Origin of the sequence: Paenibacillus filicis (assembly GCF_038070315.1) — a bacterium.
In the GTDB taxonomy this organism is placed as follows: Bacteria; Bacillota; Bacilli; order Paenibacillales; family NBRC-103111; genus Paenibacillus_G; species Paenibacillus_G filicis.
In genome coordinates this window covers 69,612-96,315 of the sequence record NZ_JBBPCC010000012.1, presented here as the reverse complement: position 1 = coordinate 96,315, position 26,704 = coordinate 69,612, and the positions used below count along the sequence as shown (strand labels likewise).

General features: G+C 54.8%; 23 protein-coding genes. 17 read left to right on the top strand and 6 right to left on the bottom strand.

All coding sequences use genetic code 11. The features are described from left to right. Positions 1 to 10 precede the first annotated feature (10 nt). The 9 genes from WMW72_RS18790 to WMW72_RS18750 all read left to right on the top strand — a co-directional run bounded on the left by WMW72_RS18790 (position 11) and on the right by WMW72_RS18750 (position 11,833). Complete coding sequence (locus tag WMW72_RS18790; protein WP_341417073.1) at positions 11 to 1,408, top strand: DALR anticodon-binding domain-containing protein; 1,398 nt, start codon at positions 11 to 13, stop codon at positions 1,406 to 1,408. Positions 1,409 to 1,546: 138 nt separating this feature from the next. Further along, positions 1,547 to 3,328, top strand: coding sequence for a cache domain-containing sensor histidine kinase (locus WMW72_RS18785; RefSeq protein WP_341417072.1), 1,782 nt, complete (start codon positions 1,547 to 1,549; stop codon positions 3,326 to 3,328). Continuing rightward, positions 3,321 to 4,532, top strand: coding sequence for a response regulator (locus tag WMW72_RS18780; protein WP_341417071.1), 1,212 nt, complete (start codon positions 3,321 to 3,323; stop codon positions 4,530 to 4,532). Before WMW72_RS18785 ends, WMW72_RS18780 begins: the two co-directional genes overlap by 8 nt. Before the next feature lie 220 nt (positions 4,533 to 4,752). Beyond that, positions 4,753 to 5,841: an ABC transporter substrate-binding protein gene (locus WMW72_RS18775; RefSeq protein ID WP_341417070.1), complete on the top strand. Its 1,089-nt coding sequence runs from the start codon at positions 4,753 to 4,755 to the stop codon at positions 5,839 to 5,841. A 25-nt stretch (positions 5,842 to 5,866) separates the two neighbouring features. Beyond that, positions 5,867 to 6,964 carry an ABC transporter ATP-binding protein gene (locus tag WMW72_RS18770; RefSeq protein WP_341417069.1) on the top strand — a complete coding sequence of 366 codons (1,098 nt, stop codon included), beginning with the start codon at positions 5,867 to 5,869 and terminating at the stop codon, positions 6,962 to 6,964. Further along, complete coding sequence (locus WMW72_RS18765; RefSeq protein ID WP_341417068.1) at positions 6,948 to 8,639, top strand: ABC transporter permease; 1,692 nt, start codon at positions 6,948 to 6,950, stop codon at positions 8,637 to 8,639. The genes WMW72_RS18770 and WMW72_RS18765 overlap by 17 nt, the downstream gene beginning before the upstream one ends. Positions 8,640 to 8,712: 73 nt before the next feature. After that, positions 8,713 to 9,972 carry an extracellular solute-binding protein gene (locus WMW72_RS18760; RefSeq protein ID WP_341417067.1) on the top strand — a complete coding sequence of 420 codons (1,260 nt, stop codon included), beginning with the start codon at positions 8,713 to 8,715 and terminating at the stop codon, positions 9,970 to 9,972. Positions 9,973 to 10,028: 56 nt separating this feature from the next. After that, positions 10,029 to 10,886, top strand: a complete 858-nt coding sequence (locus WMW72_RS18755) for a protein phosphatase 2C domain-containing protein (protein ID WP_341417066.1) — start codon at positions 10,029 to 10,031, stop codon at positions 10,884 to 10,886. Between the two features lie 341 nt (positions 10,887 to 11,227). Beyond that, the gene (locus tag WMW72_RS18750) at positions 11,228 to 11,833 is read left to right on the top strand and encodes a rhomboid family intramembrane serine protease (RefSeq protein WP_341417065.1); all 606 of its coding nucleotides are present in this window, start codon (positions 11,228 to 11,230) and stop codon (positions 11,831 to 11,833) included. Here the strand turns inward: WMW72_RS18750 and WMW72_RS18745 are convergent. Both WMW72_RS18745 and WMW72_RS18740 read right to left on the bottom strand, forming a co-directional pair. Next, complete coding sequence (locus tag WMW72_RS18745; RefSeq protein WP_341417064.1) at positions 11,823 to 12,332, bottom strand: metal-dependent hydrolase; 510 nt, start codon at positions 12,330 to 12,332, stop codon at positions 11,823 to 11,825. The genes WMW72_RS18750 and WMW72_RS18745 overlap by 11 nt on opposite strands. An 88-nt stretch (positions 12,333 to 12,420) precedes the next feature. Continuing rightward, on the bottom strand, positions 12,421 to 13,035 hold the full coding sequence (locus WMW72_RS18740; protein WP_341417063.1) for a DedA family protein: 615 nt from the start codon (positions 13,033 to 13,035) through the stop codon (positions 12,421 to 12,423). A gap of 275 nt (positions 13,036 to 13,310) precedes the next feature. Between WMW72_RS18740 and WMW72_RS18735 the strand changes: the two genes are divergently transcribed. Continuing rightward, positions 13,311 to 13,910 carry a nitroreductase family protein gene (locus WMW72_RS18735; protein WP_341417062.1) on the top strand — a complete coding sequence of 200 codons (600 nt, stop codon included), beginning with the start codon at positions 13,311 to 13,313 and terminating at the stop codon, positions 13,908 to 13,910. Between the two features lie 72 nt (positions 13,911 to 13,982). On the opposite strand, the gene mgrA is transcribed toward WMW72_RS18735, so the two are convergent. Together mgrA and WMW72_RS18725 are read right to left on the bottom strand one after the other, a co-directional pair. Further along, positions 13,983 to 14,975 (bottom strand): L-glyceraldehyde 3-phosphate reductase, encoded by a 993-nt coding sequence (mgrA, locus tag WMW72_RS18730; protein WP_341417061.1) that lies wholly within the window; start codon positions 14,973 to 14,975, stop codon positions 13,983 to 13,985. Between the two features lie 73 nt (positions 14,976 to 15,048). After that, positions 15,049 to 16,590 (bottom strand): ABC transporter substrate-binding protein, encoded by a 1,542-nt coding sequence (locus tag WMW72_RS18725; protein ID WP_341417060.1) that lies wholly within the window; start codon positions 16,588 to 16,590, stop codon positions 15,049 to 15,051. Positions 16,591 to 16,814: 224 nt separating this feature from the next. Here WMW72_RS18725 and WMW72_RS18720 point away from each other — a divergent pair, with 224 nt between their 5' ends. From WMW72_RS18720 to WMW72_RS18700, 5 genes are all read left to right on the top strand, one after another. Next, on the top strand, positions 16,815 to 18,566 hold the full coding sequence (locus tag WMW72_RS18720; RefSeq protein ID WP_341417059.1) for a sensor histidine kinase: 1,752 nt from the start codon (positions 16,815 to 16,817) through the stop codon (positions 18,564 to 18,566). Between the two features lie 12 nt (positions 18,567 to 18,578). Then, complete coding sequence (locus WMW72_RS18715) at positions 18,579 to 20,177, top strand: helix-turn-helix domain-containing protein (protein ID WP_341417058.1); 1,599 nt, start codon at positions 18,579 to 18,581, stop codon at positions 20,175 to 20,177. Positions 20,178 to 20,435: 258 nt separating this feature from the next. Further along, a complete protein-coding gene (locus WMW72_RS18710; protein ID WP_341417057.1) occupies positions 20,436 to 21,377 on the top strand; it encodes an ABC transporter permease in 942 nt (313 codons plus the stop codon). Positions 21,378 to 21,396: 19 nt separating this feature from the next. Next, the gene (locus WMW72_RS18705) at positions 21,397 to 22,281 is read left to right on the top strand and encodes a carbohydrate ABC transporter permease (RefSeq protein WP_341417056.1); all 885 of its coding nucleotides are present in this window, start codon (positions 21,397 to 21,399) and stop codon (positions 22,279 to 22,281) included. Between the two features lie 70 nt (positions 22,282 to 22,351). Then, positions 22,352 to 23,914 (top strand): ABC transporter substrate-binding protein, encoded by a 1,563-nt coding sequence (locus tag WMW72_RS18700; protein WP_341417055.1) that lies wholly within the window; start codon positions 22,352 to 22,354, stop codon positions 23,912 to 23,914. A 124-nt stretch (positions 23,915 to 24,038) separates the two neighbouring features. Here the strand turns inward: WMW72_RS18700 and WMW72_RS18695 are convergent, their stop codons facing one another. Continuing rightward, the gene (locus WMW72_RS18695) at positions 24,039 to 24,188 is read right to left on the bottom strand and encodes a hypothetical protein (RefSeq protein WP_341417054.1); all 150 of its coding nucleotides are present in this window, start codon (positions 24,186 to 24,188) and stop codon (positions 24,039 to 24,041) included. Between the two features lie 211 nt (positions 24,189 to 24,399). On the opposite strand from WMW72_RS18695, the gene WMW72_RS18690 reads away from it, so the two are divergent. Continuing rightward, positions 24,400 to 25,389: an aldo/keto reductase family protein gene (locus WMW72_RS18690; RefSeq protein ID WP_341417053.1), complete on the top strand. Its 990-nt coding sequence runs from the start codon at positions 24,400 to 24,402 to the stop codon at positions 25,387 to 25,389. Between the two features lie 9 nt (positions 25,390 to 25,398). Here WMW72_RS18690 and WMW72_RS18685 read toward each other — a convergent pair whose 3' ends face one another. Then, entirely contained in the window at positions 25,399 to 26,298 is a 900-nt protein-coding gene (locus WMW72_RS18685; RefSeq protein ID WP_341417052.1) for a LysR substrate-binding domain-containing protein, read from the bottom strand. A 132-nt stretch (positions 26,299 to 26,430) separates the two neighbouring features. Between WMW72_RS18685 and WMW72_RS18680 the strand changes: the two genes are divergently transcribed. Further along, positions 26,431 to 26,679 (top strand): hypothetical protein, encoded by a 249-nt coding sequence (locus tag WMW72_RS18680; RefSeq protein ID WP_341417051.1) that lies wholly within the window; start codon positions 26,431 to 26,433, stop codon positions 26,677 to 26,679. The last annotated feature ends 25 nt before the right edge of the window (positions 26,680 to 26,704 follow it).

Sequence of the window (26,704 nt, the reverse complement as noted above, 5' to 3'; positions counted from 1 at the left end):
TCAGGTAGAAGTGCATAACTATATTGATGATCTGGGCAATCAGCTGGCGGACACGCTGGTGGCTATGAAGCAAGTAAGGACGGAAGACAGTTATGTACGCTTCGGCGATTATTGCTGGGATATTTATGCGGGGGTGAATCAGGCTTACCAAGAAACACCGGAGCTGCTGGAGGAACGAGTCCGCGTGCTTCATGAGCTAGAGGCTGGAGAAGCGGGAACGTCCTGGCTCGGTCTGCTGGTCGCAGAGCGGATCGTCCGTGAGCATCTGGAGGAGATGGGGCAGTTCGGCATCGGCTACGATGTGCTGGTGTGGGAGAGCCGGATCGTGAGAGAGGGCTTCTGGTCGAAGGCCTTCGAGCTGCTGCAAGGCACGTCCGTATTCCGGCAGGAAACGGAGGGGAGGCTGGCAGGCTGCTGGGTCTTGAAGCAGGCGGGATCGGGAGAGGAGAAGCGCGGAGAAGAAGATTACCAGACAGATAAGGTGCTGGTCCGTTCGAACGGTATTTTGACTTACACGGCCAAGGATATTGCCTATCATCTTTGGAAGTTTGGGTTACTGGGCAGGGACTTCAGCTACCGTTTGTTTGCTCCGGGCCTCTGGACAACAGCCGCGGACGGCTTCCCGAGGCCGGAGCTCGGGCGGGCGGATCTCGTGATCAATGTGATCGACCAGCGGCAGGAATACCCGCAGGAGATGGTGCGTCAGGCGTTGCTGGCGCTTGGTTATGAGGGTCAAGCCGAGCGGCTGGAGCATGTGAGCTACGGCGTGGTGTCGTTAAGTCCAGGCACAGCGGAAGGCTTGGGCGTGAATACCTCCGAAGGTAAGCGTTCCTACCCAATGTCCGGCAGGCAGGGAATCGGGGTACGAATTGGCGACTTTCTCCAGCGTATGGAGGGGGTTGTCGAGGGCAGACGCTCCCGTGCTTCCGGACTGTCCAGCCGGGAGATTGCAGCGGCCTCGATCCGGTATTACCTGCTCCGGTTCCATATGCAGACGGAGGTGATTTTTGACCTGGACCAGGCAGCTGAGATTTCGGGTAATACAGGGGTTTACCTGCTCTATGCTTATGCACGAGCCTGCAGCATACTCAGCAAGGCGGGTCCGGGAGCTGCGTCTGCCTCCTCTGCGATTCCAGCAGGAGCAGAACCGCAGGAGTATGCCCTGCTCCGCCACCTGCTCTACTGGCCTGAAGTGCTGGAGAAAGCAGCCCGGGAACTGGCCCCTCATCTGCTGTGTACGTATGCTTACGAGCTGTCCGGCTTATTCAACCATTTCTATGCGGCATGTCCGATCCTGCAGGAACAGGAACCGTTGCGGAGCTTCCGCTTGCAGCTGACGGAGGGATACCGCACAACAATGCGCGATGCGCTGGATGTTCTCGGACTGCCCGCGCCGGAGGAGCTGTAGGTACGCAGTACCGCCTCGCAGAGGAACGGCGGATATTTTTTCAGCCTAGAAAAAAACAGGCTTCTGTGATACCTTAGGGTCATTAAAGCGAGGGGTACGGTGAGTGCGATGGGGAAGTGGAGTGCCCGCTTGCATGCGATGGAACTGAAAACGAAGCTGATGCTGCTGCTGCTGGCGATCGCGGTCATTCCGCTTGCCTGTCTGGGCATGTTCTCCTACCGGAAGGCCTCCAGCGAGATTCAGATCAAGGCCTGCGAGATTATTCTGGAGAATCTGTCCCAGGTCAACTACAGCCTCACGTATTTTGTGAAGGATATCGAGCAGTTATCGATGTATGTCTACAGCAACAAGGAAGTCCAGAGCGTGCTCGCTAAGCCGGCCAGCCGCAGCATGCTGGAGAAGCATCAGGATAGTGTCGCGATGAACCAGATTTTGAAGAGCTTTCTCGGCTTCAAGGCCTGGGATATCGAGCTGTATGTGCTGGGCGTGAACGGAGACCGATACTTCACCGGAGACCTGCTCCCGTATGCGTACCGGGAGTACAACGACCATTGGGGCCTGATCCGTAAAGCTCGTATCGCCGATGGCGGGGCGGCCTGGGATACGCATTATTCACTGAAGAAAATTGAGGATTACGGCGCAGTGCTCAGCTCCGGCCGGCTGCTGCGGGATGTTGGCACCGGGGATACGCTGGGGTACTTTGTCGTCGACATCATGGAGACGGCGCTGGCCGACAAGTACCAGAAGGCGCATCAATATCCGGGCGGAGAGGTTTATCTGCTGGACGGCAACGGCTACGTAATCTCAAGCATACCCTCCAAGCAGCAGGTCGGCACGCGGCTGGACCGGAGCTTTATGTCTGAGGTGCTGAGCGGCAAGAAAGGTTTTTTCCAAATGAAAGCGGACGGTCAGTCCGCAGAAAGCATGGTCATCTACGATACGTCCGATACGTCCGGCTTCAAGCTGGTCAGTGTCGTTCCGGTCAGCGCGCTGACCAAGGAGAGTGCCAGCATCCGCAATCTGACGGTGCTGATCGTGATCGCAGGTATCCTGGTTTCTTATTGTCTGGCTTATCTGCTGGCGGATTATATCACACGTCCGCTGCGTAAGCTTCGATCCCTGATGAAGGAGGTCGAGCGGGGCAATATGGAGGTCGTCTTCGCCTCCAAGTACCACGATGAGGTCGGGCATCTCGGGATGAGCTTCAATCATATGCTGAGGCAGATCAGGCGTCTGATCGATCAGGTCTATGACAAGCAGCTGAAGGTGCAGGAGGCGGAGATGAAGGCGATTCAAGCGCAGTTTACCCCGCATTTTCTGTATAACGCCCTCGATTCCATCAACTGGATGGCGCGGATTCATAAGGTCGATGCCATCAGCAAGACGGCGATTTCACTCGGCGAGCTGCTCCGATTCAGCATCCGCAAGGGGAATCCGGTCATTCCTATCCGCGAGGACTTTAAGCAGATTCAGAATTACTTGACGATCCAGGAGCTGCGCTATCGGGATAAGATTCGGGTCGAACAGCAGATTGACCCTGACATTCTGGAGCTGTATATTCCTAAGTTGCTCGTGCAGCCGCTTGTCGAGAATGCGATCAATCATGGCCTGGAGATGAAAAGCGGTCCAGGTGTCCTGCGCATTACCGCTTCCCGGATCGATCAGGAGGTCGAGTTCCGGGTGGAGGATGACGGGACAGGCATTCCGCCGGAGAAGCTGGAGCAGCTGCTGCGCGGCGAATATTCCTCTGACCATCCAGGAACAACGGGAATCGGACTCGATAACCTGCAGCGCCGTCTTAAGCTGCATTTCGGCGAGTCGTACAGCTTCCGCATCGAAAGCGAGCCGGGCCAGGGAACCCGGGTTATTCTGCGAATTCCCGTCATCCTGCACGCTTCGGAGGTGGAGAACCATGTATAAACTAGTCATAACCGATGATGAATGGCTCATTCGCGAAGGGCTCAAGCATACGATCGACTGGGCAGCGATCGGCTGCGAGGTGGTGGCCGAGGCTTCGAACGGTGAAGAGGCTTTGCAGGCGGTTCGTGTGCATAGGCCGGATATTCTGCTAACGGATATCCGGATGCCCGGTACGAGCGGCCTGGAGCTTGCCCGCGAAGCGCGCGAGGAATATCCGGGGCTGAAAATCATCTTTCTGACAGGCTTTGACGATTTCGCCTATGCACAGCAGGCGATCAAGCTGCAGGCCTCGGACTTCGTGCTGAAGCCGACCGACCCAGACGAACTGGTGCGTATCGTCAGCCGGATCTGCTCGCAGATCGGGCAGGAGCGTCAGGCTCAGGACAGCGCCGAGGAACAGCACGGCATTGTCCGTGAGAAGCTGCTCCAGGATCTGATGCTGGGCATCGCCGACAGCAAGGCAATGCTCACGGTGGCGCAACTGCTGGACCCGCAGCGGCTGGAACGGGCCGGTTTCCGGGTAGCGTATAGCGAGCAGGATGGCAGACCGGCGGAAGCTTCGCATCTGGAGCGGGTTACCAGCCTGCTGCAGCCGGTGCTGTACGCGGGTGCCGTCAAGCTGGATTCGCGCCGGACGGCATGGCTGCTGGCGGACGACGACGGACAGGCTGCGGCCCGCCTGCTGGAGGCGACTGGAGAGGAGAGAGCAGAGGCTGCGACGGTATTCGGCCTAAGCCTCAGGCATCCATCCCTGGCTACGCTCCGCGAGGCGTATCTGGAGGCGGAGAGTGCACTGCGCAGCAAGCGCCCGGGAGCCTCCCGAACGGTGTGGGAATATGGGGATATTGCCGGCTGGAGCGGCCAGGAGCTGGCGGGCGCCGGGGGATTTGGCCCGGTCGAGGCGTATCTCCGGCAGAAATATGCCGAGGATATCTCGCTGCAGGAGCTGGCTGCCCGGTTTCACATGAGCGAGGCTCACTTCAGCCGAATGTTCCGCAAGCGGACCGGGCATAGCTATATGGAATACGTAACAGGACTTAGACTGGAGCAGGCGAAGCGTCTGCTGCTGCAGCCTCAGGCTCGCATCTACGAGGTGTCGCTGGCCGTAGGCTACCAGGACGCACGCTACTTCAGTCAGATTTTCCGTAAGTATACAGGAGAGACTCCAACGGAGTACCGCCGGAATCATGGAGACTTGGATTGATAAATATATGTCAAGTTAATGTTATGTAAATGTGAGTATTAAAAAAATGGAACCGTTTAACTGACGGTTCCTCTTTTTTTAGATGTTATGAAAATTGCGCGAATATGATCAAAAAAATCGACATTTAGGAAAAATCCTCGCATTGTAGCAGATTTGAGTAATGTTTATAGTTAGTTTATAGCAAGTTGAACACAAACCTAACATACGGAGGGTCAAGCGGATGAAAACAAAATGGGTCACGGGATTAACGGCTACGGTGCTGATGGCGGCTATGGTGTCGGCATGTGGAACGGGGAATACGAACAGCACGAGCGGTGCGGGGGGCAGCACGCCGGCTCCGGCAGGCTATGCTAGCACAGGCACGTCGACACCCGTGAAGGGCGGCAAGCTGACCTTGTATTCCCCCAACGCGGCGGAAATCAATAACCCGATCATCAAGGAGTTCCAGGACCGTACCGGCATCGAGGTCCAACTGATCACCGGAGGCACCGGCGAGCTGCTGAAGCGGGTACAGGCGGAGACCCAAAACCCGCTGGGCGATGTGTTCTGGGCAGGTGGAGCGGACTCCCTAGAAGCTTATAAGCAATACTTTGAGCCGTATAAGGTCAAGGAGTTCGATAAACTACTGCCCGCTTATGTAGATAAGACCTACCACTGGACACCGTTCAACGCACTGCCGATGGTCATCATGTACAACAAGGAGCTTGTCCCCGATGTGGACGTGCCTAAGACATGGAATGATCTGCTCGATCCGAAGTGGAAAGGGAAAATCGCTTATGCCGATCCGGCCAAATCCGGTTCCTCTTACACCCAACTGGTCACGATGCTGATCGCCTTCGGCAAGGATGACGGCAAAGGCTGGGATTACGCCAAGAAGCTCGTCGGCAACCTGAATGGCAAGATTTTGTCCGGCTCCAGTCTGGTACAGCGCGCCGTGCCGGATAAAGAGTTCGCGCTCGGCATTACGCTGGAGGACGCGGCACTCCGCTACATCGAGGGCGGCTCCAAGATCGGCATCCAGTATCCGGCTGAAGGCACGTCCGCTGTACCGGATGGCGCAGCGATTATCAAGGGTGGCAAAAACCCTGAGCAGGCCAAGCAGTTCCTCGATTTCCTCGTCAGCAAGGACGCTCAGGAGCTGATCCAGAAGGAGTTCAAGCGCCGTTCTGTGCGCAGTGACGTGTCTCCGGTGGAAGGTCTGCCGCAGACGAAGGATATCAAACTCGTCAATTATGATTTTGACTGGGCGGCACAGAACAAAAACGACATCATCAAAAAATTCACTCGCATGACGACTGGACAAGAATAACGGCCGCACAGAAGGAGGAGCACCGATGAGCAAGGTTGTTTTCGACCGCGTCACCAAGTATTTCGGTACCGCCAAGGCGGTGAATAACGCGCATTTTACGATTGAGGAGGGTGAGTTCTTCACCCTGCTCGGCCCGAGCGGCTGCGGGAAAACGACGCTGCTGCGGACGATCGCGGGTTTCTACCGGCAGGAGGAAGGGGATATTTACTTCGGAGACCGGGCCGTCAATGATGTTCCCACCCATGAACGCAATATCGGCATGGTGTTCCAGAACTACGCGATCTTCCCCCACCTGAGCGTGTTCGATAATGTCGCCTACGGTCTAAGAGCCCGCAAGGTTAGCAAAAAGGAAATCGAGCAGCGCGTCATGGAAGCGCTCGAGCTGGTTGAACTGTCCCATCTCCGCGATCGAATTCCGTCCAATATGAGCGGCGGCCAGCAGCAGCGCATCGCGCTGGCCCGGGCTATCGTCATCCGTCCGGCCTTGCTGCTGATGGATGAGCCGTTGTCCAATCTCGACGCCAAGCTGCGCGTCAAGATGCGGACGGATATCCGCAAGCTGCAGAAGGAACTGAACATTACCACGATCTATGTCACGCACGATCAGGAGGAGGCGCTCGCCGTCTCCGACCGGATCGCCGTGCTGAGCGAGGGCAAGGTGCAGCAGATTGCTTCGCCGCAGGAGATTTATTTGTACCCGCAGAACCGCTTCGTGGCTAACTTTATCGGGACGTCCAACTTCATCACCGGCAGCAGTAAAATGAGCGGAGCCAGCTCCGCTGCGGTGACGATCCTGGAGCAGCAGACGGAGCTGCCGCTGCTGAAGCCGCATGCAGGCAGTGTGCTGTTTTCGGTCCGTCCCGAGAAGGTGGGACTCAGTGTAGAACGCACCCCGCAGCACCGGTTCAACGGTACGGTGGAGACGGTCACCTTCCTCGGCGACAAAGTCAGCTATGAGGTGAAGATGACGAGCGGACAGACGCTGGAGGTTCACGATCATCCGGCTTCCGCCCATCACATTTATAAGGAGAAGCAGTCCTTGTATGTGGACCTGTCCCTGGAGCAGTCGATCATGTACGACGGAGCCGGCGAGGAGGTCATCTATCGTGCAGCCGAGTCTTGAGGTCCGCGCGCAGCCTACGGTCAGGCAGCGCCTGCTGCTGAAGAAATGGGATTTCTGGACGTTCGTCACTCTGCTCGTTTACCTGTTCATGTTCGTCTTCATTCTGTATCCGCTCGTCTCGCTCTTCATCAACAGCTTCTATGACGAAGAGGGACGGGTGACGGTTCAGAACTATATCAACTTCTTCCAGCTGAAGTATTACCGGACGGCGATGCTGAACAGCTTCATCGTCTCGGGCTCGGCTACGCTGCTCGCGGTACTGATCGGCGTGCCGCTGGCTTATGTGACAGCACGTTATGAGATCCGGTTCAAGGGTCTGATTCAGATCATGATCATCATGTCGCTGCTGTCCCCGCCGTTTATCGGCGCGTATTCCTGGATTCTGCTGATGGGGAACAACGGCTTCATTACCCGGTTCATTCACGGGCTGGGCATCGATATTCCGTCGATCTACGGTATGCACGGCATCATCCTGGTGTTCGCGCTCCAGTTCTACCCGCACATCTTCCTGTATGTGTCTGGCGCGCTGAAGACGATCGACACCTCGCTGGAGGAAGCCTCCGAGAGTCTCGGGATGAACGGCTGGCAGCGTCTGCGCACGATTACGTTGCCGCTGATTTTCCCGACCTTGTCGGCCGGAGCGCTCATGGTGTTCATGGCTTCCTTCGCGGATTTCGGTACGCCGATGCTGCTGGGTCAAGGCTTCAAGGTGCTGCCGATCCTCGCTTACGAGCAGTTCATCAGCGAGATGGGCGGTAACCCGGCGATGGCGAGCACGCTCAGTATTATTCTGATCTTCTGCACGACGGTAATCCTGTTCGTTCAGCGGTATTTTGTATCCCGCAAAAATTATTCCATGACCGGCATGCGAACGCCCAAGGTAATGCCGCTGAAGCCTGCCGCGAAAGCCTTGTTGACCGTGCTGGCGTTCATCCCGGCCTGCATCTCGATTTTCCCGCAGGCGACGGTGCTCGTCACCTCGTTCATCAAGACGAAGGGGCCGGTGTTCCAATCCGGCTTTAGTCTGGATAGCTACCGGGAAGTGCTGTTCCGAGTTCCGAGGGCGATTCTCAATACGTATACGTACTCCATTCTGTCTATTGTTCTGATGGTGGTTGCCGGGATGCTGGTCGCTTATATCCTGGTGCGCCGCAAGTCCAAGCTCACGGCTGCGATCGACGGCGTGCTGATGATTCCGTACGTCATGCCGGGTACCGTGCTGGGGATCAGCCTGATTATCGCCTTCAACAAGCCGCCGCTGCTGCTGACCGGCACGTGGGTCGTGCTGGTCGTCGCTTATGTAGTTCGGAAAATTCCGTATACGATCCGCTCCAGTACGGCGATTCTGCATCAGCTTGATCACAGCGTGGAAGAGGCCTCGATTAGTCTAGGCGTACCGCCTATGAAAACCTTCTTCAAGACGACGGGCCGCCTGATGGCTCCGGGTGTGGTATCGGGAGCCATCCTGAGCTGGATTACGACGATTAATGAGCTTAGCTCCACGCTGGTTCTGTATACCGGGGCGACGGCTACGATCTCGGTCACGATCTACAGCGAGGTGTTCACCTCCAACTACGGCACAGGAGCTGCGCTGGCCTCCATCCTGACAGTCACGACGTTAATCTCCCTGCTGATTGCCAACAAGCTGTCAGGCAGCAAAGGTCTTTCCCTGTAACCCCTTGGGTTATGGTACAATACGTCCCATATATCCGAGTTAATCGTGCAATACTGCCGAGCCGGAGGGACGGATGATGAACAAAAACAGCTTTGTATGGATGATGCTTATTCTCATCGTAGGGGTCACGTTGGGTGTTTACTCGACTTACTTTCATCAGGTCCGAGCATTTCCGGAGCAGCGCAGCGCCAGCGTGGGGACGCTGGAATGCTGGGTGTACACGGATACTTGGGGACCGCTGCTGGACCGGTTCCAGACGGAGCATCCTGAGATTGGCCTGCATGTCCGGGTATTCCGATCTTATACGGATCTATACGAGGAGCTGATGAATGCGATATCCGCCAAAACAGCTCCGGACGTGGTGGAGCTGAACAATGCTTACGGCCTGGCGGAGCTGCTAGGCCTCACCGAGCTGCTCGGTCAGGATGTACTGGCCCCAGCCCAGACTTACTTGACGCCGGAGGATGAGGCCTCGATCGGGGAGACATTCCGTTCCGCGTTCATGTCCGGCAATTCGTTATGGGCGGCGCCGGCCGGCGTATCGCTGCCGATCATGTTCTACAACCGGGACATGGTGCAGCGGGGCGGTCTGGAGCAAAGTCTCGGCTTCCCGGATCTGTCGTCATTCACGGCAAGCGTCCGAACCTGGCTAAGTGGGCAGCCGGATGAATCCGGACTGCCCGGCAGCCTGCATGCACTTGCTGTGGACCGAAGCTTCCCGTTTCTGTTCACGAGTATGTGGGAGTCACGAAAGCCTGAAGACCGCAAGGCCCGCCTGCAGGAACTGCTTGGCGAGTGGAGAGGACTGGCTGTGGAGCCGGGAGTGATGAAACCTCTGCAGCATGAGCTTGCGCTCAGTGATTTCATCAGCGGTAAAACGATGTTTTATGCAGCTACATCCGAACGAAGGGCTTGGCTTCAGCGTTACATCGGCGGCAAATTCGATTATGGGCTTCTCCCGCTGCCGGAGACGAACGGGCAGACTGTGCTTCCGCAGGTGACGGCATTTGCCGTGTTTTCCATGAATGATCGGGTGAAGCCGGCCGGCGAGCTTGTCCGGTATCTGATCTCGCCGGAGGTCCAGTCGGACCATCTGGGGACGACCGGATACTTGCCGGTCCGCGGTGAGTTGGCCGGACAGCCCAACGGGGATTCGGTGCTGACCGGGCTGTACGCTCCGTTATGGGAGAAGAAGTCCCCCGGGCCTTCGCAACCTGGTGCATATGGGCTATTCCGGTGGAAGGTGCTGGAGGAAGAACTGCAGAGACTGGAGTTCGGTACGGAGCAGGACGTAGTCAGGGCGGCGGATAAGCTGCTTCCGCTGATGCCTTGACAGGTCCCCTAAGTACCGGACTTACTACAGAGAGCAACACAGAACGGAGGAGCTGTATGCGTAGCGAATGGATTTCAATCCAGGGAACCGGTGAGTGGAATGAGGATGCCGTAGTCGTCCATGAGGCGCAAGGCATCTACGGCGTCATCGACGGGGCCACCTCGCTTGTTCCGTTTCGCGGGACTCATGGAGAGACCGGAGGAAGGCTAGCTTCCCATTTAGTGAAAGAATATATCGAAGGACTGCCGCCGGATACAGAGTCTGGTACGCTGGAGACTCTAATGAAGGAAGCCAACCGCAGGCTGGGCGAGGCCATGCTGGAGAACGGCATCGATCTCGCGGCCAAGGACCAGCTATGGACGGCGGGCTTCGCGCTTATCCGCGTAACCGACCATGGGATCGAATACGCCCAGGCTGGCGATTGCATGATTTTTGCCATCTATGAGGACGGCTCAGTCCGTACGGTGACTCGTGATCATGTGGCCCATATCGACGAGGAATCGAGGCAGATCTGGGAGCAGGGGATTGCTTCCGGCATTGGCTCCAAGGCAACGCTATGGGAGCAAGTGAAGCCGCGTATTCTGGCCAACAAGGAGAAGATGAATACTCTTCACGGTTACTCCGTGATGAACGGCAAGCCGGACGCCGAGATGTTTTTCGAATATGGGCGTCTGAACCGGATCTGCCTGCAGGGGCTGCTGTTGATCACCGACGGGTTATTCTTTCCGCGCGAGATAGGGCATAGTCTGCTTGATCCCGAGACGGAGCTGTGGCGGCAGGTGCAGGCGGAAGGCCTGCAAAACTACGCCAACTGGCTGCTGGACCTGGAACGGGAAGATCCTGAGTGCATCCGTATCCCGAGGTTCAAGGTCTCGGATGACAAATCGGCCGTCTGGCTAAGGCTGGACGCCTAGCGTACATGAGGCAGCAGGTTTTGTGAGACAAGTACAGACATGGCGAATAAACCTAATAACCGTCCGGTAAGCTCCGGACGGTTATTAGGCATTTTCTATCATCCCGTGTACGTTCTAATGCGGATTGTTTTCCATGAGCCGGTCCGCATCTGTGACTGGGACAGGAAAGAGATTGATCAGTGATTGCCGCTCAAGCTGAGCGGCCGGAACCAGCCGGGAGGACATTCTATTCCCCGGCTAGTTTGCGCATGCCTGCCGCGGCGGAACGGCTGCGTGGATTTTATGGAAAGATGAGCGCTATAATGGAAGGAGCGGATACATCTTAGAAGGGGGAGAGCAGCTTGTTCGTTAGACGTGAAAGTTTGAAGCAATATGTGAGGCTGTATCCTATAACGACGGCCTTGATCGTGATCCAGCTTGTCGTATGGCTGGCGATGGAGGTCTACGGTTCATCCAAAAGCAATGCGACGCTGCTGGAATTCGGAGCCATGTATGGAGCCCCAGGCGTGCAGCCGGAGCTCTGGCGATACGTCACAGCGATGTTCGTGCATATCGGATTCGAGCATTTGCTGTTCAACAGCTTTGCCATGTATGTATTCGCCGCGCCGCTGGAGCGGCTGCTCGGGACCTGGCGCTACACGTTGCTCTATGTGATCGGCGGCATCGCCGGAAATATCGCCAGTGCTTGGCTGCAGTCCGGTCCCTATATCGGAGCCGGGGCATCCGGCGCCATCTATGGCGTCTATGCGAGCTACTTGTTCTTATCCGTATTCCGCAAGGACTTGATCGATTATCAGACGAAGCAGACCGTCAGGACCATTGTCATCGTGGGCCTGGTGTATTCCATTGTGATTCCGCAAGTTGATCTGTATGCGCATGCCGGAGGCTTCGTGGGCGGCCTGGCCGCTACAGCCCTGCTGGCCATTACGGTATCGGTTAGGAGATAAAGGAAGCGACGCCCGCATCGAGCAGCAGCAGCCATCCGCACGCCGCGATCAGCAGCCACCGGAACATAATCTCTGCTGTCGAGCCCGTGTCCACCGCAAGGAAGCGGGGGAGGAGCCGGATTTTGAACTTCAAGGGCCAGAACAGCCGCACGCCTTGCTCATTGAACAGATCGATTAGCGGATGCGAGGCATAGGCTGCCAGGAAGATCCAGTAGTACAGCGGGGGCATCGGAGCGGCGATACCCCCGAGCAGCACGAGGAACATGATCGAATGCGTAAAGGTTCTGTGCTTGATTTTCATCAAGCGCAGCAGGGCGGAGACGGGGAAGAAAATTTTGGCCATGATGGAGCCCTGCTTGTCGATATCGGCAAGAGGCCCCGCCAGACAGCCGATGAGAACGCCTGCTGCGGCTTCCCAAGATAATAGTGGAACCTGAAAATGCATGAGTGTGAGTTCCGCTGCAAGCACGCCTGCAGCGCCATGTGTCGGTTGAAGCAAAGCTGTCAATCCCTCTCAAAGTATGCTGGAACACCAGTTCTCATTTTACGGGAATTGAATGAGCTTTGCAATGATACTTGCCTGACGGTTATAAATTGCGGCCCAGCCACTTGGTGAGGGCTGCTTTGTTGCGTTTGATGATAAGGACGGCAATGAACAGAACTGCCAAGCCTGCAATGACCGCGGCGGAATAACCGGAGATCCTATGGAGCAGCTCCACGATCCGGTGGCCGAACAGCTTGCCGATCATGACATAAAGCGTAACCCACAGAGCGCCGCCTAGCCCGTTGTAGATCAGCAGCGTAGTGAGGCGAACCCGCAGCATCCCGGATACGTATCCGGTAAAGTGCCGGAATCCGGGGATGAAGTAGCTGACCAGAATCAGCTTATCGCCGTAACGTTCAAACCAGCTCGAAATTTTGCCGATCCGCTCTGCATTGAGGAAGAAATACTTGCCGTGCTTATCGAAGAATGGCGCACCTAGCCGATAGCCCAGGTAGTAAGTCAACACCGTGCCGGACAAGGCCCCGGCGTAGGCGTACAGCATCACAAGCGGCAGATGAAGATTGCCTAAGGCGGCTATATGACCGCAAATTGCCATCGCTAATTCCCCGGGAAATGGCAGGGCCAGCGACTCGGCGAATAAGCCCAGAAATAAAACGAGATAGCCATATTGTTCAGATAGCGCTGTAATCCACTCCATGTGCAACTCCTCACAATCCAATCGTTGATTCAATCTTCTTTACATAGTGTAGCTAATAAAAGGGAATACCATAACAGTCCCTGGTATAGTCTGGCGGCTGGACTTTGGTCTTGGATGAGCCGAAGGCGACCAGAGCAGCAGGTTATAAAAGATCGAATCTAGCAACAACCGGGTTAGTAGGTGTTAAAAAATATTTTACTTTATTTTTTATAGCAGCTTGGATATAATAATCTATGAACCGCCAATACTTAATCATAATGGAGGAATACAAGCACATGGCTACTGATTTCTGGACAGCAGTTCAAAACAGACGCAGCGTATACACATTGAGCAACGAATCTACGATTTCGGATGAAAGAATCCAAGAAATCGTCGAAGACGCAATCAAACATAGCCCTTCCGCCTTTAACTCGCAAAGCACACGTCTGGTCGTTCTGCTGGGCGAACAGCATAACAAGCTGTGGGACATTACGACTTCCGTACTTAAATCCATCGTACCTGCCGATCAATTCGAGTCCACGCAACAACGATTGAACGGCTTCCGCGGCGCTTATGGCACCGTATTGTTCTTCGAGGACGAGTCCGTCATCCAAGGACTGCAGGCTGCTTTCGCCACTTACCAGGACCGCTTCCCGACTTGGGCTCAGCATACGAACGCTATCCACCAATTCGTGATCTGGACAGCACTGGAAGCCGAAGGGCTTGGAGCGAACCTGCAGCACTACAATCCGCTGATCGACGAGCAAGTCAAGTCGGAGTGGAAGCTGCCTGAGAACTGGTCCCTGGTGGCTCAGCTTGTATTCGGCAAACCGACTGCTCCTGCCGGCGACAAAGAGTTCAAGCCTGTAGACGAGCGCCTGAAAGTTTTCAAATAATAAAAGCTTCGCAAAAAAACCTTCAAACCACGATAAAGTGGATTGAAGGTTTTTTGCTATTGTATGTCGATATTATCCTTGGAGGATGGCTTCGATATCCGCCAGCTCCTGGTCGGAGAAGTCCAGGTTGGCAATGGCACCTACAGCATCTTCGATCTGGCTGACCTTGCTGGCGCCGATCAGAGCCGACGTGACGCGTCCTCCGCGGAGAATCCAGGCTACGGCCATCTGCGACAGCTTCTGTCCGCGCTCGGCTGCGATCGCGTTCAGCTTGGCGACTTTACCCAGCACCTCATCCGTCAGGTCCTCGGGCTTCAGGAAGACGCTTTGTCCGGCCGCGCGGGAATCCTGCGGAATGCCGTTCAGGTAGCGGTCCGTCAGGATACCTTTCTGGAGCGGGGAGAAAGCGATGGAGCCGATGCCTTCCTCGTCCAGCACATCCTGCAGGCCATCCTCGATCCAGCGGTTGAGCATGGAATAGCTCGGCTGATGGATGAGACAAGGCGTGCCCAGGCGCTTCAGAATCGCAGACGCTTCCCGGGTTTCCTCCGGCTTGTAGTTGGACAGGCCCACATACAGCGCTTTACCCTGGCGGACGATCAGATCGAGCGCAGCCATCGTTTCCTCGAGCGGCGTGTTCGGGTCTGGACGGTGATGGTAGAAAATATCGACATAGTCGAGGCCCATGCGCGTCAGGCTCTGGTCGAGGCTGGAGACGAGATATTTCTTGGAGCCCCATTCGCCGTAGGGTCCCGGCCACATGAGATAGCCTGCTTTGGTCGAGATGATCAGCTCGTCCCGGTAAGGGCGCAGGTCCTCACGGAGCATGCGGCCGAAGTTTTCCTCAGCGCTGCCTGGAGGAGGGCCGTAGTTGTTCGCGAGGTCCAGATGGGTGATGCCGAGGTCGAATGCTCTCAGCACCAGCTCGCGGCCGCGCTCATACACGTCTACCCCGCCGAAGTTATGCCACAGCCCGAGGGAGATGGCTGGAAGCTTCAAGCCGCTTTTGCCTGAGCGGCGGTATTGCATCGTATCGTATCGATTTGCGCTTGCCAAGTAAGGCATGATCGTAAGTCTCCTTTAGTCCGGTAGATTACCCGTTATGTAGGAAAAGAGGCCGGGCTCCTCAAACCTTATCCTATCGGTTTTTGGCCCATTCGTCCAGTTGTCGCTGCTTCTCCTCGATCACTTTATCCATGCCCGCTCCTTTCAGCGCTTCGATGAAGCGGGGAAGCATGACATCCGGGTCGAATTCCCCTGCGTTGAGCGCGCCCGTATACTGCTGGATGACAGAGTTGCAGGCGGCTACCTCGTATTTGACGCTTTCCGGATTGAACAAGAAGCCGAGCGCCGGGGATTTTTCGGCACTGGTGTTAAAGCGGCGGTATTGATCCCATAGGTTCGGGTCCTCATTCACCCAGGTATAGGAATTGAACTGATTGCCGAACATCCACGGGATATTGAGGTTGTACCCGACATTAAGGGCGTTGACTCCCGAGGGATAATCAATGACATTCTCTGACTTCTTGATGTAGTGGGTTCCTTCGATTCCCCAGTTTAGCAGATTAATCAGGTACTTGTCCCCGTAAAGCAGATCCAGCAGCATCATCGCCCTCTCCGGATTGGCGGAGGTTCGCGATACCGCGAACATGGCACTGGTCGTATCGCCAGTCGTCGTATAAGGCTGCGTCAGCTCGACGGCTGCCATCGCGTAGCCGGTAATGCGGGACTCCTGGAGCTGGGCGCCGGGCTTGATGGATTCCGCATACGCGAAGGCAAGTCCAGACTTCACGGCTTCATGCTCATCCTGCCGGGTGATCGCCCCGTCCGCATTGATGTATCCCAGCTTGAACCATCGGTGCATGAGCTTTGCGTAGCGGAGATATTCGGGCGTTTCATACATATTGACGACCTTCAGGTTCCGGTCTTGGCGATTCAGCACGCCGGGGCCAGTCCCGAAGTCCAGCATATCGAATTCTCCGTAGCCGAGCAGGGTGGTCAGGGGGGAACGGTCGTATTTGACCTGCAGCGGCACAAGGCCGGGTTCCTGTTCCTTCACCGTGCGCAGGATGGGTTCCATGTCCTCCAGCTTTTTCACGGACGACAGGTCGAAGCCATATTTATCGACAATATCCTTGCGGAGAAACAAGCCCTTGGTCGACGCGAACTCCTTGTTCGTGACGATCCCATAGATGGCACCGTTCACCCGTCCGCTATCCAGATATTCGGCAGGCAGCGTCTTCCGTATGGAGCTCCCGTACTGCTTCACCAAGTTGTCCAGCGGGATAATCTGACGCTTGTTTACTTTCTCGCCCAGATACAGCCAAGAGGAGGTAAAGATCAGGTCGAACGGCTGATTGGAGACGAACAGGTAATTCGTCTTGCTCTGCCACTCCGACCATTCGATCGGACGAAGCTCGAGGGTGGCATTCAGCTTTTGCCGCAAGTACGCATTGATCTCATTCTGGACGAGCGGCAGATCCTTAGGTACGTTATGGGACGGAAACAGCATGACGATCGGGTAAGGCTGCAGCCTGCTTTCGGCGGATGACTCGGGATTCTCGGACGGCGAAGCGATCCGCTGGGAGCTGTCCGGCTCGCAGGAAACGGTCAGGATAGCCAGCACAAGCAGAGTAAGCGTACGAGAGGCCATTTGGACTAATTGTTTGATGGCTGACAATGGAGTGTGTTCCTCCTTGAAAAGCGTTGATGAATGTGGATAATAGGAGTCTGGATATGGTTGCCTACCTATGTATCTTAACAAACAATGATCCGCGGCAAAAGAGCGGACTGATTCAGCTGGTATTTATTCTCTGAATGGGAAATAAAGGGTTTACAAAAGGAGTGTCGAATACGTCGATTCAAACCAGGAAAACCAGTACAACAAGGAAAGAAGGGAAGGGCATGAAGAGAGCGACCCTTCGCTCAAGACTGATCCTCGGCTTTGCTTACATAACCGTTCCGTTGGTGCTGCTGCTGCTGTGGAACAACACCTATGCGATGGATGTGGTGCATTCGCAGGTATCCCTGTCCAACAAGAACCTGACCCGTATGTACATGAGTCAAATCGATCAGGTGCTGGAGGACCTTGAGAACTACGTGTTCAAGACGGCCAGCCAGGATAACGAGCTGATATCGCTCAGCACGTATGACAAAGATAACCCGGATGCCTATCTGGCCAAGGTGCGTACTTTGAATAATTTGTACATCAACACCAATTATTATCGGAATGTGGACGCCCTGTTTGCTTACAATGCCAAGCAAGGAGAGCTTCTGATGGCTGCCCAGCAGGACGTGACTCATGAGCGCAAGCAGTCGATCAAGGCGCGGCTCGATCAATTGATGGCGGAAGGCGAGCAAGGCAATGAAGGCTTGTTCCGCTCCTGGATGCTGATTCAGCATGACGGCCAGTACTCGCTGGTCCGGGTTGTCGATACGGGCTACAAATCTTATGTCGGTGCCTGGATCGATATTGCGAGACTGATGGTTCCGCTGAATTTGCTGCATCTGGGCACGGACGGCCAAGCGCTGTTCCTGTCCAAGGAGGGAATTCCGCTGACCCATGCTGCAGATCCCCGCTTCAATGGGGAAGCTCCCTTGGCTGTGTGGAAAAAGAGCGGGAAGGAAAGCGGCAAGCCGTACAAGATCGTTCAGCTCTGGGAAAAGTTTCTGCTGGTCATCCAGCCTTCGGCCAAGACGGATATTCAGCTTGTCGTTATGATTCCGGAGCATAACCTGCTGGAGGGGCTGGCCTGGTTCCAGCGGCTGACGTATTATGTGCCGCTGTTGGCGGTGCTGATCCTGGTGCTTTATCTGCTATTTCTGCAGCGCTCGATTTACAAGCCGATTACGCAGCTGATAACGGGAATGCGGCGCATCTATTCCGGGGACTTGTCGGTGCGGTTCACCAATAACGGACTAATGGAGTTTCGGGTCATCGGAGAAACCTTCAATACGATGGTCAAGCAGATTGAAGTGCTCAAGATCGACGTGTACGAGGAGCAAATCCGTACGCAGCGGGCGGAGCTTAAGCATCTGCAGGCCCAGATTCATCCGCATTTTTTCATGAATTCACTGAACATCGTCTACAATTTGGCCCAGACCCGGCAGTTTGATATTATTCAGCAGATGGCGATTCATCTGGTCAAATATTTCCGGTTCGCCATCCGCACGCATGCTGCATCCACGACGATGAAGGAAGAACTGGAACATATCGCGAGCTATCTGGGGATTCAGCAGGTCAGATTTCCCGAAACGCTTGATTTTGCCATCCATCTGGACCCCGAACTGGAGTCCTGCCGGATTCCGCCGTCCACCATTCTTCCGCTGGTGGAGAATGCGATGATCCACGGCTTTACGGTCAAGCCCGGTGAGAGGTTCTCGATCGAGGTATGCGTCAAGCCGGACGGGACCGAAGGCTCTGCTGTTCTGATTGAGGTGCGGGACAACGGACGGGGATTCGGGAGCGAACCGCTGGCTCGGCTGCAGGCTTCTGCGTTCTTCGACTCGCAGCCGGATGAGCATATCGGTCTGTGGAATGTCGTGAGGCGATGCAAATTTTATTACAAATCCGGCGTGCGCGTTGCGATCGGGAATGGAGAGGTCTCCGGTGCAGTCGTCACGCTGAGTGTGCCGCGCTGTGAGGAAGAGGAATAAGGGGGAACCGTGATGTACAGGGTGTTGCTGGTCGATGACGAAATATTTGCAGTGAAAGGAATGATGTCCGGTGTTAACTGGGAGAGGCTAGGCATCTCCGAGGTGCATGAGGCTTATCACGCGGAAGAAGCCAAGAGGAGCCTGCAGCAGCTGCCCATTGATCTGATGCTGTGCGATATCGAGATGCCGGAGGAGAACGGGCTCCAGCTGGTAGAGTGGGTAAGGGCCAATAAGCCGGAGGTTACGGTGATTTTCCTGACCTGCCATGCGGAATTTTCGTTTGCCCAGAAGGCGGTCCAGCTCGGCAGCTATGACTATCTGCTGAAGCCGGTTATCTTCAGCGAGCTGGAGGTCGTGATGGCCAAGGCGCTGGAAGGCATCCGCGAGAAGCGGGAGAGCACGGAGTCTACCGAGCAGATGAAGAAATACCGAAGCCTATGGGAGAACAAGAAGACGGCGCTGATCGAGCGGTTCTGGCAGGATATTCTCAGCCAGCGGCAGCTGCCGAGCGAGACGACCTTTGATAGCGCGATGATGGATTATCAGCTGCCTGTCGAGCTGGGCCGGCATATGCTGCTCGTGCTGGTCAGCGTCGAGAAGTGGTCACAGCCATTCAATGAGCGGGATGAGGAGATCATGACCTTCGCGCTGCGCAATGCGGCAGAAGAGATGATTGTCGGCAGCCGGACGGGTCATGTCGTCGAGGATCACCGGGGGAACATGGTCATCTTCCTGTATGCCTCAGCCGATGAAGCTTCCCGTCTTGCAGAGGAAACGGCTCTCGCATGCAGCGAGTACATCGCTTCCTGCAACCGGTATCTGTATGCCACGCTGTCTTGCTATATCGGCGAGGTCGTAAAGTTACAGAATATGATGCAATCGTATCATAGTCTGCTCGATTGGGAGCATCGCAACGTGACCCAGCTGGGTAGTGTGCTGGTGTACGGAGGGACCCAGGAAGGACAGGAAGGCGCTCCCCGTGCGCCAGTGCCTCTGCTGCATTGGGCCGACTGGTTTGAGAAGGGGGATATGGAGACGCTGACGGGGCTCATCGACGAGACGCTGCATGAGCTTGGACGCCGGCAGGTGTCGGTGGAGGCGCTGGAGGATCTGTACCACAGCTTCCTGCAGGTGGTGTACTATGTGCTGCACCGGAAGGGAATCGACGCGCAGCTGCTGCACCGGGAGGGGGCGCTGCCCGGGGTGGCGCATGCCACGCGTTCGCTCGGCGAGCTCGGGCAATGGATGCGGAGTATGGTCATTACCGTGAACGGCCTGCTGTCCGCGAAGCGCCCGACCAATTCGATCGTGGACAAGATGAAGGCTTATATCGAGGAAAATCTGCATGTCGATTTCTCCCGGGAGGATCTGGCCGCGCACGTTTTCCTGAACCCGGCCTATATTTCCCGGCTGTTCCGCAAGGAAACGGGGCATTCGCTCTCCGACTATGTGCTGCAGGAGCGGATGAAGCAAGCAGCCGCTCGGCTGCTCGAAACCGACCAGCCGGTCAGCCAGATTGCTGTTCACCTTGGCTACGGCAACTTCTCGCATTTTGCCCGGATGTTCAAGCGGGTATATGGTGTGACTCCCCAGGAATACCGTAAAAAATAACATTCATGAGAACCGCGTGGAGCTATCCAGGCGGTTTTATCCTATCCGGGTGTATGCCGGCAGCAGCTTCCTAGGCAACTGTCACGAAGTCACAGAATGGCTGGTTGCTCAGGAAGCAATCAGTCACAATCGTGTCATTTCATGTCTCAAAATTGGTAGGTGGCTACTCGGGTCCCATCTATAATAAAGAAGAACAAACGGAAAGAAAGAGAAGAAGCCGGATAACGAATAGGATGAGAAAGGGAGCTGGGAAAGGCAATGAATGCAACCAACACTGCACGCCGTGGGCGAAGCTTCAAGCATATGCGCAGATTTTGGGCCCTGTGGGTCATGGTCCTGCCGGGTGCCGTGTATCTGCTGCTGAACAACTATCTGCCGATGCTGGGTACCTTGATTGCCTTCAAGGACATCAACTACGCCAAGGGGATATGGAAAAGCGACTGGGTAGGTTTGAAAAACTTCGAGTATCTGTTTGGCACATCAGATGCATTTGTCATCACCCGCAACACGATTTTGTACAACTTCGCTTTTATTGTCATTACCTTGGTTTGCTCGGTAGCGCTCGCGATTTTGCTGAATGAAGTGAAGCGCAACTTGGCCAAGAAGTTTTATCAAAGCGCGCTGCTGCTGCCGTATTTTTTATCCGCCGTTATCGTCGCTTATCTAACCTTCAGCATGCTGAGCGCCGAGTATGGTTTTATCAACAAGTATATTCTGGCCTGGTTCAATATTGATCCGATCCTCTGGTATCACGAACCGAAGTACTGGCCCTATATTCTGATTATCGTCAATACGTGGAAAAGCGTCGGTTACTTCTGCGTCGTCTACATTGCGGCAATCGTCGGTATCGATTACGAATACTATGAAGCCGCTGTCGTGGACGGAGCCGGCAAATGGCAGCAGATTATTCACATTACGCTGCCGCTCATGACTCCGGTCATTATCACGATGATTCTGCTGCAGGTCGGCCGTATCTTCTACTCGGACTTCGGGTTGTTCTACCAGGTGCCGCTCGATTCGGGGACGCTGCTGCCGGTAACCAACGTTATCGATACGTATGTATACAGAGGCTTGCTGCAGCTCGGTGATCTGGGAATGTCCTCCGCTGCCGGTCTTTATCAATCCGTCGTAGGTTTTGTGCTGGTGATGTTCTCCAACTTGGTCGTCCGCCGCATCAACCGCGATCAGGCGCTGTTCTAGAGAAAGGAGCTCAAGAATCATGGAGCATCAAGGTAAAACACCGTGGTATCTGCACGTATTGTTCTGGCTGATCGCCTGCTCGACGATCCTGCCGATCCTGCTCGTCTTTATGGTGTCGATTACCGACGAGACGACCATTACCCGCAACGGGTATTCCTTTATCCCGGAGAAGATAAGCTTCGAGGCTTACAAATATTTGTTTCTCGATTCAATGACGATTGTCCGGGCTTACGGCGTTACGATCTTCATCACGATCGTAGGTTCGGTGGTTGGGCTGCTGCTCTCCGCGCTGCTCGCTTATCCGCTGTCCCGGCGCGACTTCCCGTACCGGAACAAGCTGGCCTTCTTCGTCTTCTTCACGATGCTGTTCAATGGGGGGTTGGTGCCCTGGTACCTCGTCTTCACCCAGCTGATTAACCTGAAGGATACGATATGGAGTCTCATTATTCCAGGATTACTGATCAATGGCTTTTATATTCTGATTATGCGTACCTTCTTCAGTACTTCGATTCCACCGGCGCTAATCGAATCCGCTTACATTGACGGTGCAGGTGAATTTAGGATTTTTTTCCAAATTGTGTTGAGGCTTTCTACACCGGTACTTGCTACTATCGGGTTGTTCTACACATTGGCTTACTGGAACGACTGGTTCAACTCGCTGGTCTTCCTGACCGATTCGAAGCTGTACAGCCTGCAGTACCTGCTGAACAAAATTTTGCTTAACATTCAATTCCTGGCCCAAAACACGCGAAACAATAACGCTTCGCAAATTATTGCCACCCTGCCAACTGAAACGGTCCGTATGGCGATGGCGATTATCGGGGTCGGTCCGATCGTACTCGCTTATCCATTCTTCCAGAAATATTTTGTCAAAGGCCTGACTGTAGGCGCTGTGAAAGGATAATACCGGCTTAAGCGGCCGGCTTATCATAGAAAAGGATCAACCAATTCCAAGTTGACGGAGGGGTTATTCAATGTTACGTATCAAAAAAGGGACCCAGCTTGCTTTATCCACCCTGCTGCTGTCGTCCACCATGCTGGCTGCTTGCAGCACGGCCAAACCGGCCGACCAAGGCGCAGCTCCGGCTCCGGCCAAGGAAGAGCCAAAAAGCACTGCGGCGCCAACCGGCACCAAATCGGACCTTAAGCCTTATAAGCTGGTCATGATTTTCCCATCCGGCGTCGTGCCTAAGGATCTGCCGCAGGTTCAGGACGAAATCAATAAATATTTGACGGAGAAAATCAACGCAACCATCGAAATCCGCCCGATTGACTGGGGAGCCTGGCAGAACAAGACGAACCTGATGTTCGCTTCCCAGGAGCAGTTCGACCTGATGTTTACCGCTTCCTGGTACGGACTCGGGCAGCAGGCGGCCAAAGGCCAGATTATTCCGCTCGACGATCTAATCGCCAAGCACGGCGCAGGCATCAAGAGCGTGCTCGACCCGGCTTACGTCGAAGGCGGCAAGCTGAATGGCAAGTCCTACGGCGTCGTGGCAAACAAGGAGTTTGCCGCTACGAAGGGTGTCGTTATGCGTAAGGATCTGGTCGATAAGTACAAATTCGATCTGTCGGCGGTCAAGGAATTGAAGGATCTGGAGCCGATCTTCGCGAAGATCAAGGAATCCGAGCCAGGCATCACGCCGCTGCAGGTTAAAAACGACCGCTCCCCAGCAAGCGCCATTCTCGGCTACGGACTGTTCGATATGCTGGGCGATGGCCCAGGCGTACTGGATCGGAACAGCAATGACCTGAAGGTCATCGACATGTTCCAAACTCCGCAGTTCCTGGAAGCGACGAAGCTGATGCACAAGTGGTATAAGCTCGGCTACGTTAACAAAGACGGCTCGACGAACAAAGACAGCGAATTCCTGGCTGTCAAAGCCGGCAAAGCCTTCGCTTACGGCGAGTCCATGAAGCCTGGCTTCGATATGCAGGAAACACGCAACACCGGTACGCCAATGACAACGGTTGAGCTGACCAAGCCATACACGACGACGGGCGATACGACAAGTGCGATGTTCGCGATTCCGTTTACGTCCAAGGACCCGGACAGAGCCATGATGTTCCTGAACCTGCTGTACACGGATAAAAAGCTGCTGAACCTGCTGGATTGGGGTATCGAAGGCAAGCACTACGCCAAAGCTGGCGATAACATTATTGACTACCCGCAGGGCGTGGATGCCGCTAACGTTGGCTACAACCTGAACCTGCCGTGGATGTTCGGTAACCAATTGAACTCTTATATCTGGAAGACAGAAGATCCGCAAATTTGGGATAAATACAAGAAGTTCAACGAAGGCGCGCAAAAATCCATCGCTCTCGGCTTTGTCTTCGATCCGGAGAAGGTCAAAAACGAGATTGCAGCAACCAATAACGTAGTCACTGAATTCACAGGCGGTCTGTACACCGGTACACTCGATCCTGAAGTCTACATCCCGAAATTCGTCGAGAAGCTGAAAGCGGCCGGCATGGATAAAATCATCGCCGAGAAGCAAAAGCAACTGGATGAGTGGGCAAAAGCACACAAGAAATAAGCGGCACATACAAGCAGGGCTACGCGTAATTGCGTAGCCCTTTTGCCCGTAGCGCGGGTGCTGCATCTCCTGCGGATAACCGTCTCAAGGTCCAACGACAGCCATACCCGGTGACCGATGCTTGTCAGGAAGAGATCTTCTGCTTGTTAATCAGCGTCTCCATGCTCTTGCGCAGCGAAGTCAGCTCCTTGTCTAACTTTTCCATGTCTTTGAACATTCTCTGCATGTCCCGATCCTCGGTCAGCACCTTCAGAATATGCTCGAACTTGATCACAACGGTTCACCTGCCTCCCGGAGTATACGGTAGCGATACTGGCGGAGTTGTTATAGTTTATGCCTCCAGGCGACGCTGTGCGCGGGCGAGGGCAACTATTAGGAAAATTATTAATACATTTTCCGAATTAATAATGAGTTTATTATATATTTTCCATATTAAAAATCGCTTGTTATAATCAATCCAATGAATGAAGGGAGGCAAATTTGGTATGAAATATCGAAAGCTTGGCAAAAGCGGTTTGATGGTAAGCGAGATTGCATGCGGGAACTGGATCACTCACGGGGCTCAAGTCGATGACAGCATTGCGCAGGCCTGTGTACATGCCTCATTGGACTCTGGCATTACCACCTTCGATACAGCTGATGTGTATGCGGAGACGAGGGCGGAATCCGTACTGGGCAATTCTTTGAAGGGGATACGCCGTGAGAGTGTGGAGTTGTGTACCAAGGTGTTTCATCCGACGGGTCCGGGACCTAATGACAAAGGTCTGTCCCGTAAACATATGATGGAGGCTTGCCATGCATCGCTACGCCGTCTGCAAACGGATTACATCGATGTCTATTACGCACACCGCTTCGATGCGGCTGTGCCCCCAGAGGAAACCTGGCTGGCATTATCCGACTTGGTCCGGCAAGGGAAGGTGCTGTATGTAGGGGTCAGCGAGTGGACAGCCGAGCAGATCAGCCAGGGGGCAGCATGGGCCAGGGAACTGAAGGTTCCCCTCGTCGCAAGTCAACCTCAGTATTCTATGCTGTGGCGTGTGATTGAAGCCGAGGTGATTCCCGCTTGTGAGCGTGAAGGCATAGGGCAGGTGGTGTGGTCGCCGCTGGCGCAGGGCATCTTATCAGGTAAATACGCAACGGACAAGCCTCTGCCTGAGGGCTCCCGTGCTTCTTCGGCAGCCGGCTCGCCATTTTTCGAACGGCTGGCCGGACAATGGATGCGTCAGGAAGTGCTGCAGGCCGTCGAGCGGCTCCGGCCGCTTGCCCATGAAGCCGGGCTGACGCTGCCGCAGCTGGCGGTAGCCTGGGTTTTGCAGAACCCGCAGGTATCATCAGCGATTATTGGTGCTTCGAAGCCGGAGCAGATCAAGGAAAACGTGAAGGCAGCAGGCATTCGTCTCGATGCTGAGGTTATGGAACGAATCAACGACATTCTAAGCGGGTTCGCTGAGCTGGATCCAAGCAAAACGGGTTGACCTGTCAAGCTACACAAGCTTGCTTGTCTGATCCGCCGTTTCTTCCATGATCATTAGAAAATGAGTCAGGACGGGATTCCGGTTATCGGGTTGCCACGCGGCATAGAGAGGAAGCTGCGGCGTATCTTCATGGAAGGGGAGGAATACTACGTCGCTGCGCTGGAACACGGAAACCGAAGAAGGCACTATGGAAATACCTATCCCAGCAGCCACCAGATTCACGATGGTGTACATCTGAACAGCTTCCTGCACGATGCGGGGCTCGAATCCATGCTCCCTGCAAATGCCTACCAGCAGATCATGAAATGACCCGCCCATCTGATGGGGAAACCACACAAAGGCTTCATCAGCCAAGGACTGCAGAGACAGGGTGGAGGAGCTAGCTAACGGATGCGTAACAGGTAATACGGCGACGGGCGATTCATTCGTATAGAGCCGTGAAGCAATAAAGGCGGACCGGTCCGCTGAGCGCAGGAAGCCGATGTGAATGGCTCCATCGTGTAAAGCTTTCAATTGCTGGGCGGATGTCATTTCGAGTAACGTTAGCTGCACATGGGGGAAGCGCTCCCGAAATTGCTTGATGACGTTGACCATGGTACCGCCAACAGCTGAATCTACAAAAGCGAGGGTCAATTGTCCAGTTTTTCCTTGGGCAGCAAGCTGTGTCCGCTGAATGGACCGTTCCAGCTGAGCGATAAGGCTGCGGGATTCCTCCAAAAATATCGTTCCAGCAGGCGTCAGCCGGACCTCTCTCTTGGTTCGGTCCAAAAGCTGAACACCCAGTTCCTCCTCCAGACTTTGGATTTGCTGGCTGAGGGGAGGCTGGGTCATATTCAGTTTCTTGGCAGCACGGTTGAAATGCAGCTCCTCCGCAACGGCGATAAAGTATCGCAGTTTTTTCAAGTCCATAGACGCGGTTATCTTCCTTTCTATAAGGGGCTCGTCAGGGTACTAGAAAAAGATAGTACTACACAGGACCGTTTTCTTCATCCTACAATGACTGCAGGAACGTTAGGGTTAAGGAAAAGAGGAAACCGGGTCATGAACAGGGAGAACCGATTATCCGTCTTGAGAGAGCATGAGACCGATTGTTATACGATCTGCATGACGATTTTGCGTTGTGAGGATCTGGCGGCCTACGCAGCCAGGCAAGCTCTGCTGCAGCTATGGCAGCATGATACATTTATGGAGCTGGATCCTGCTGCGCGCCCGGGCGTGCTCACCCGTGTGTCGGTACATGCAGCGTTAGAGATCAGGAAAACGCACGGCACGGCTGATCTTACACATTAAACATAGATCCCAGGCTGGGATAGCA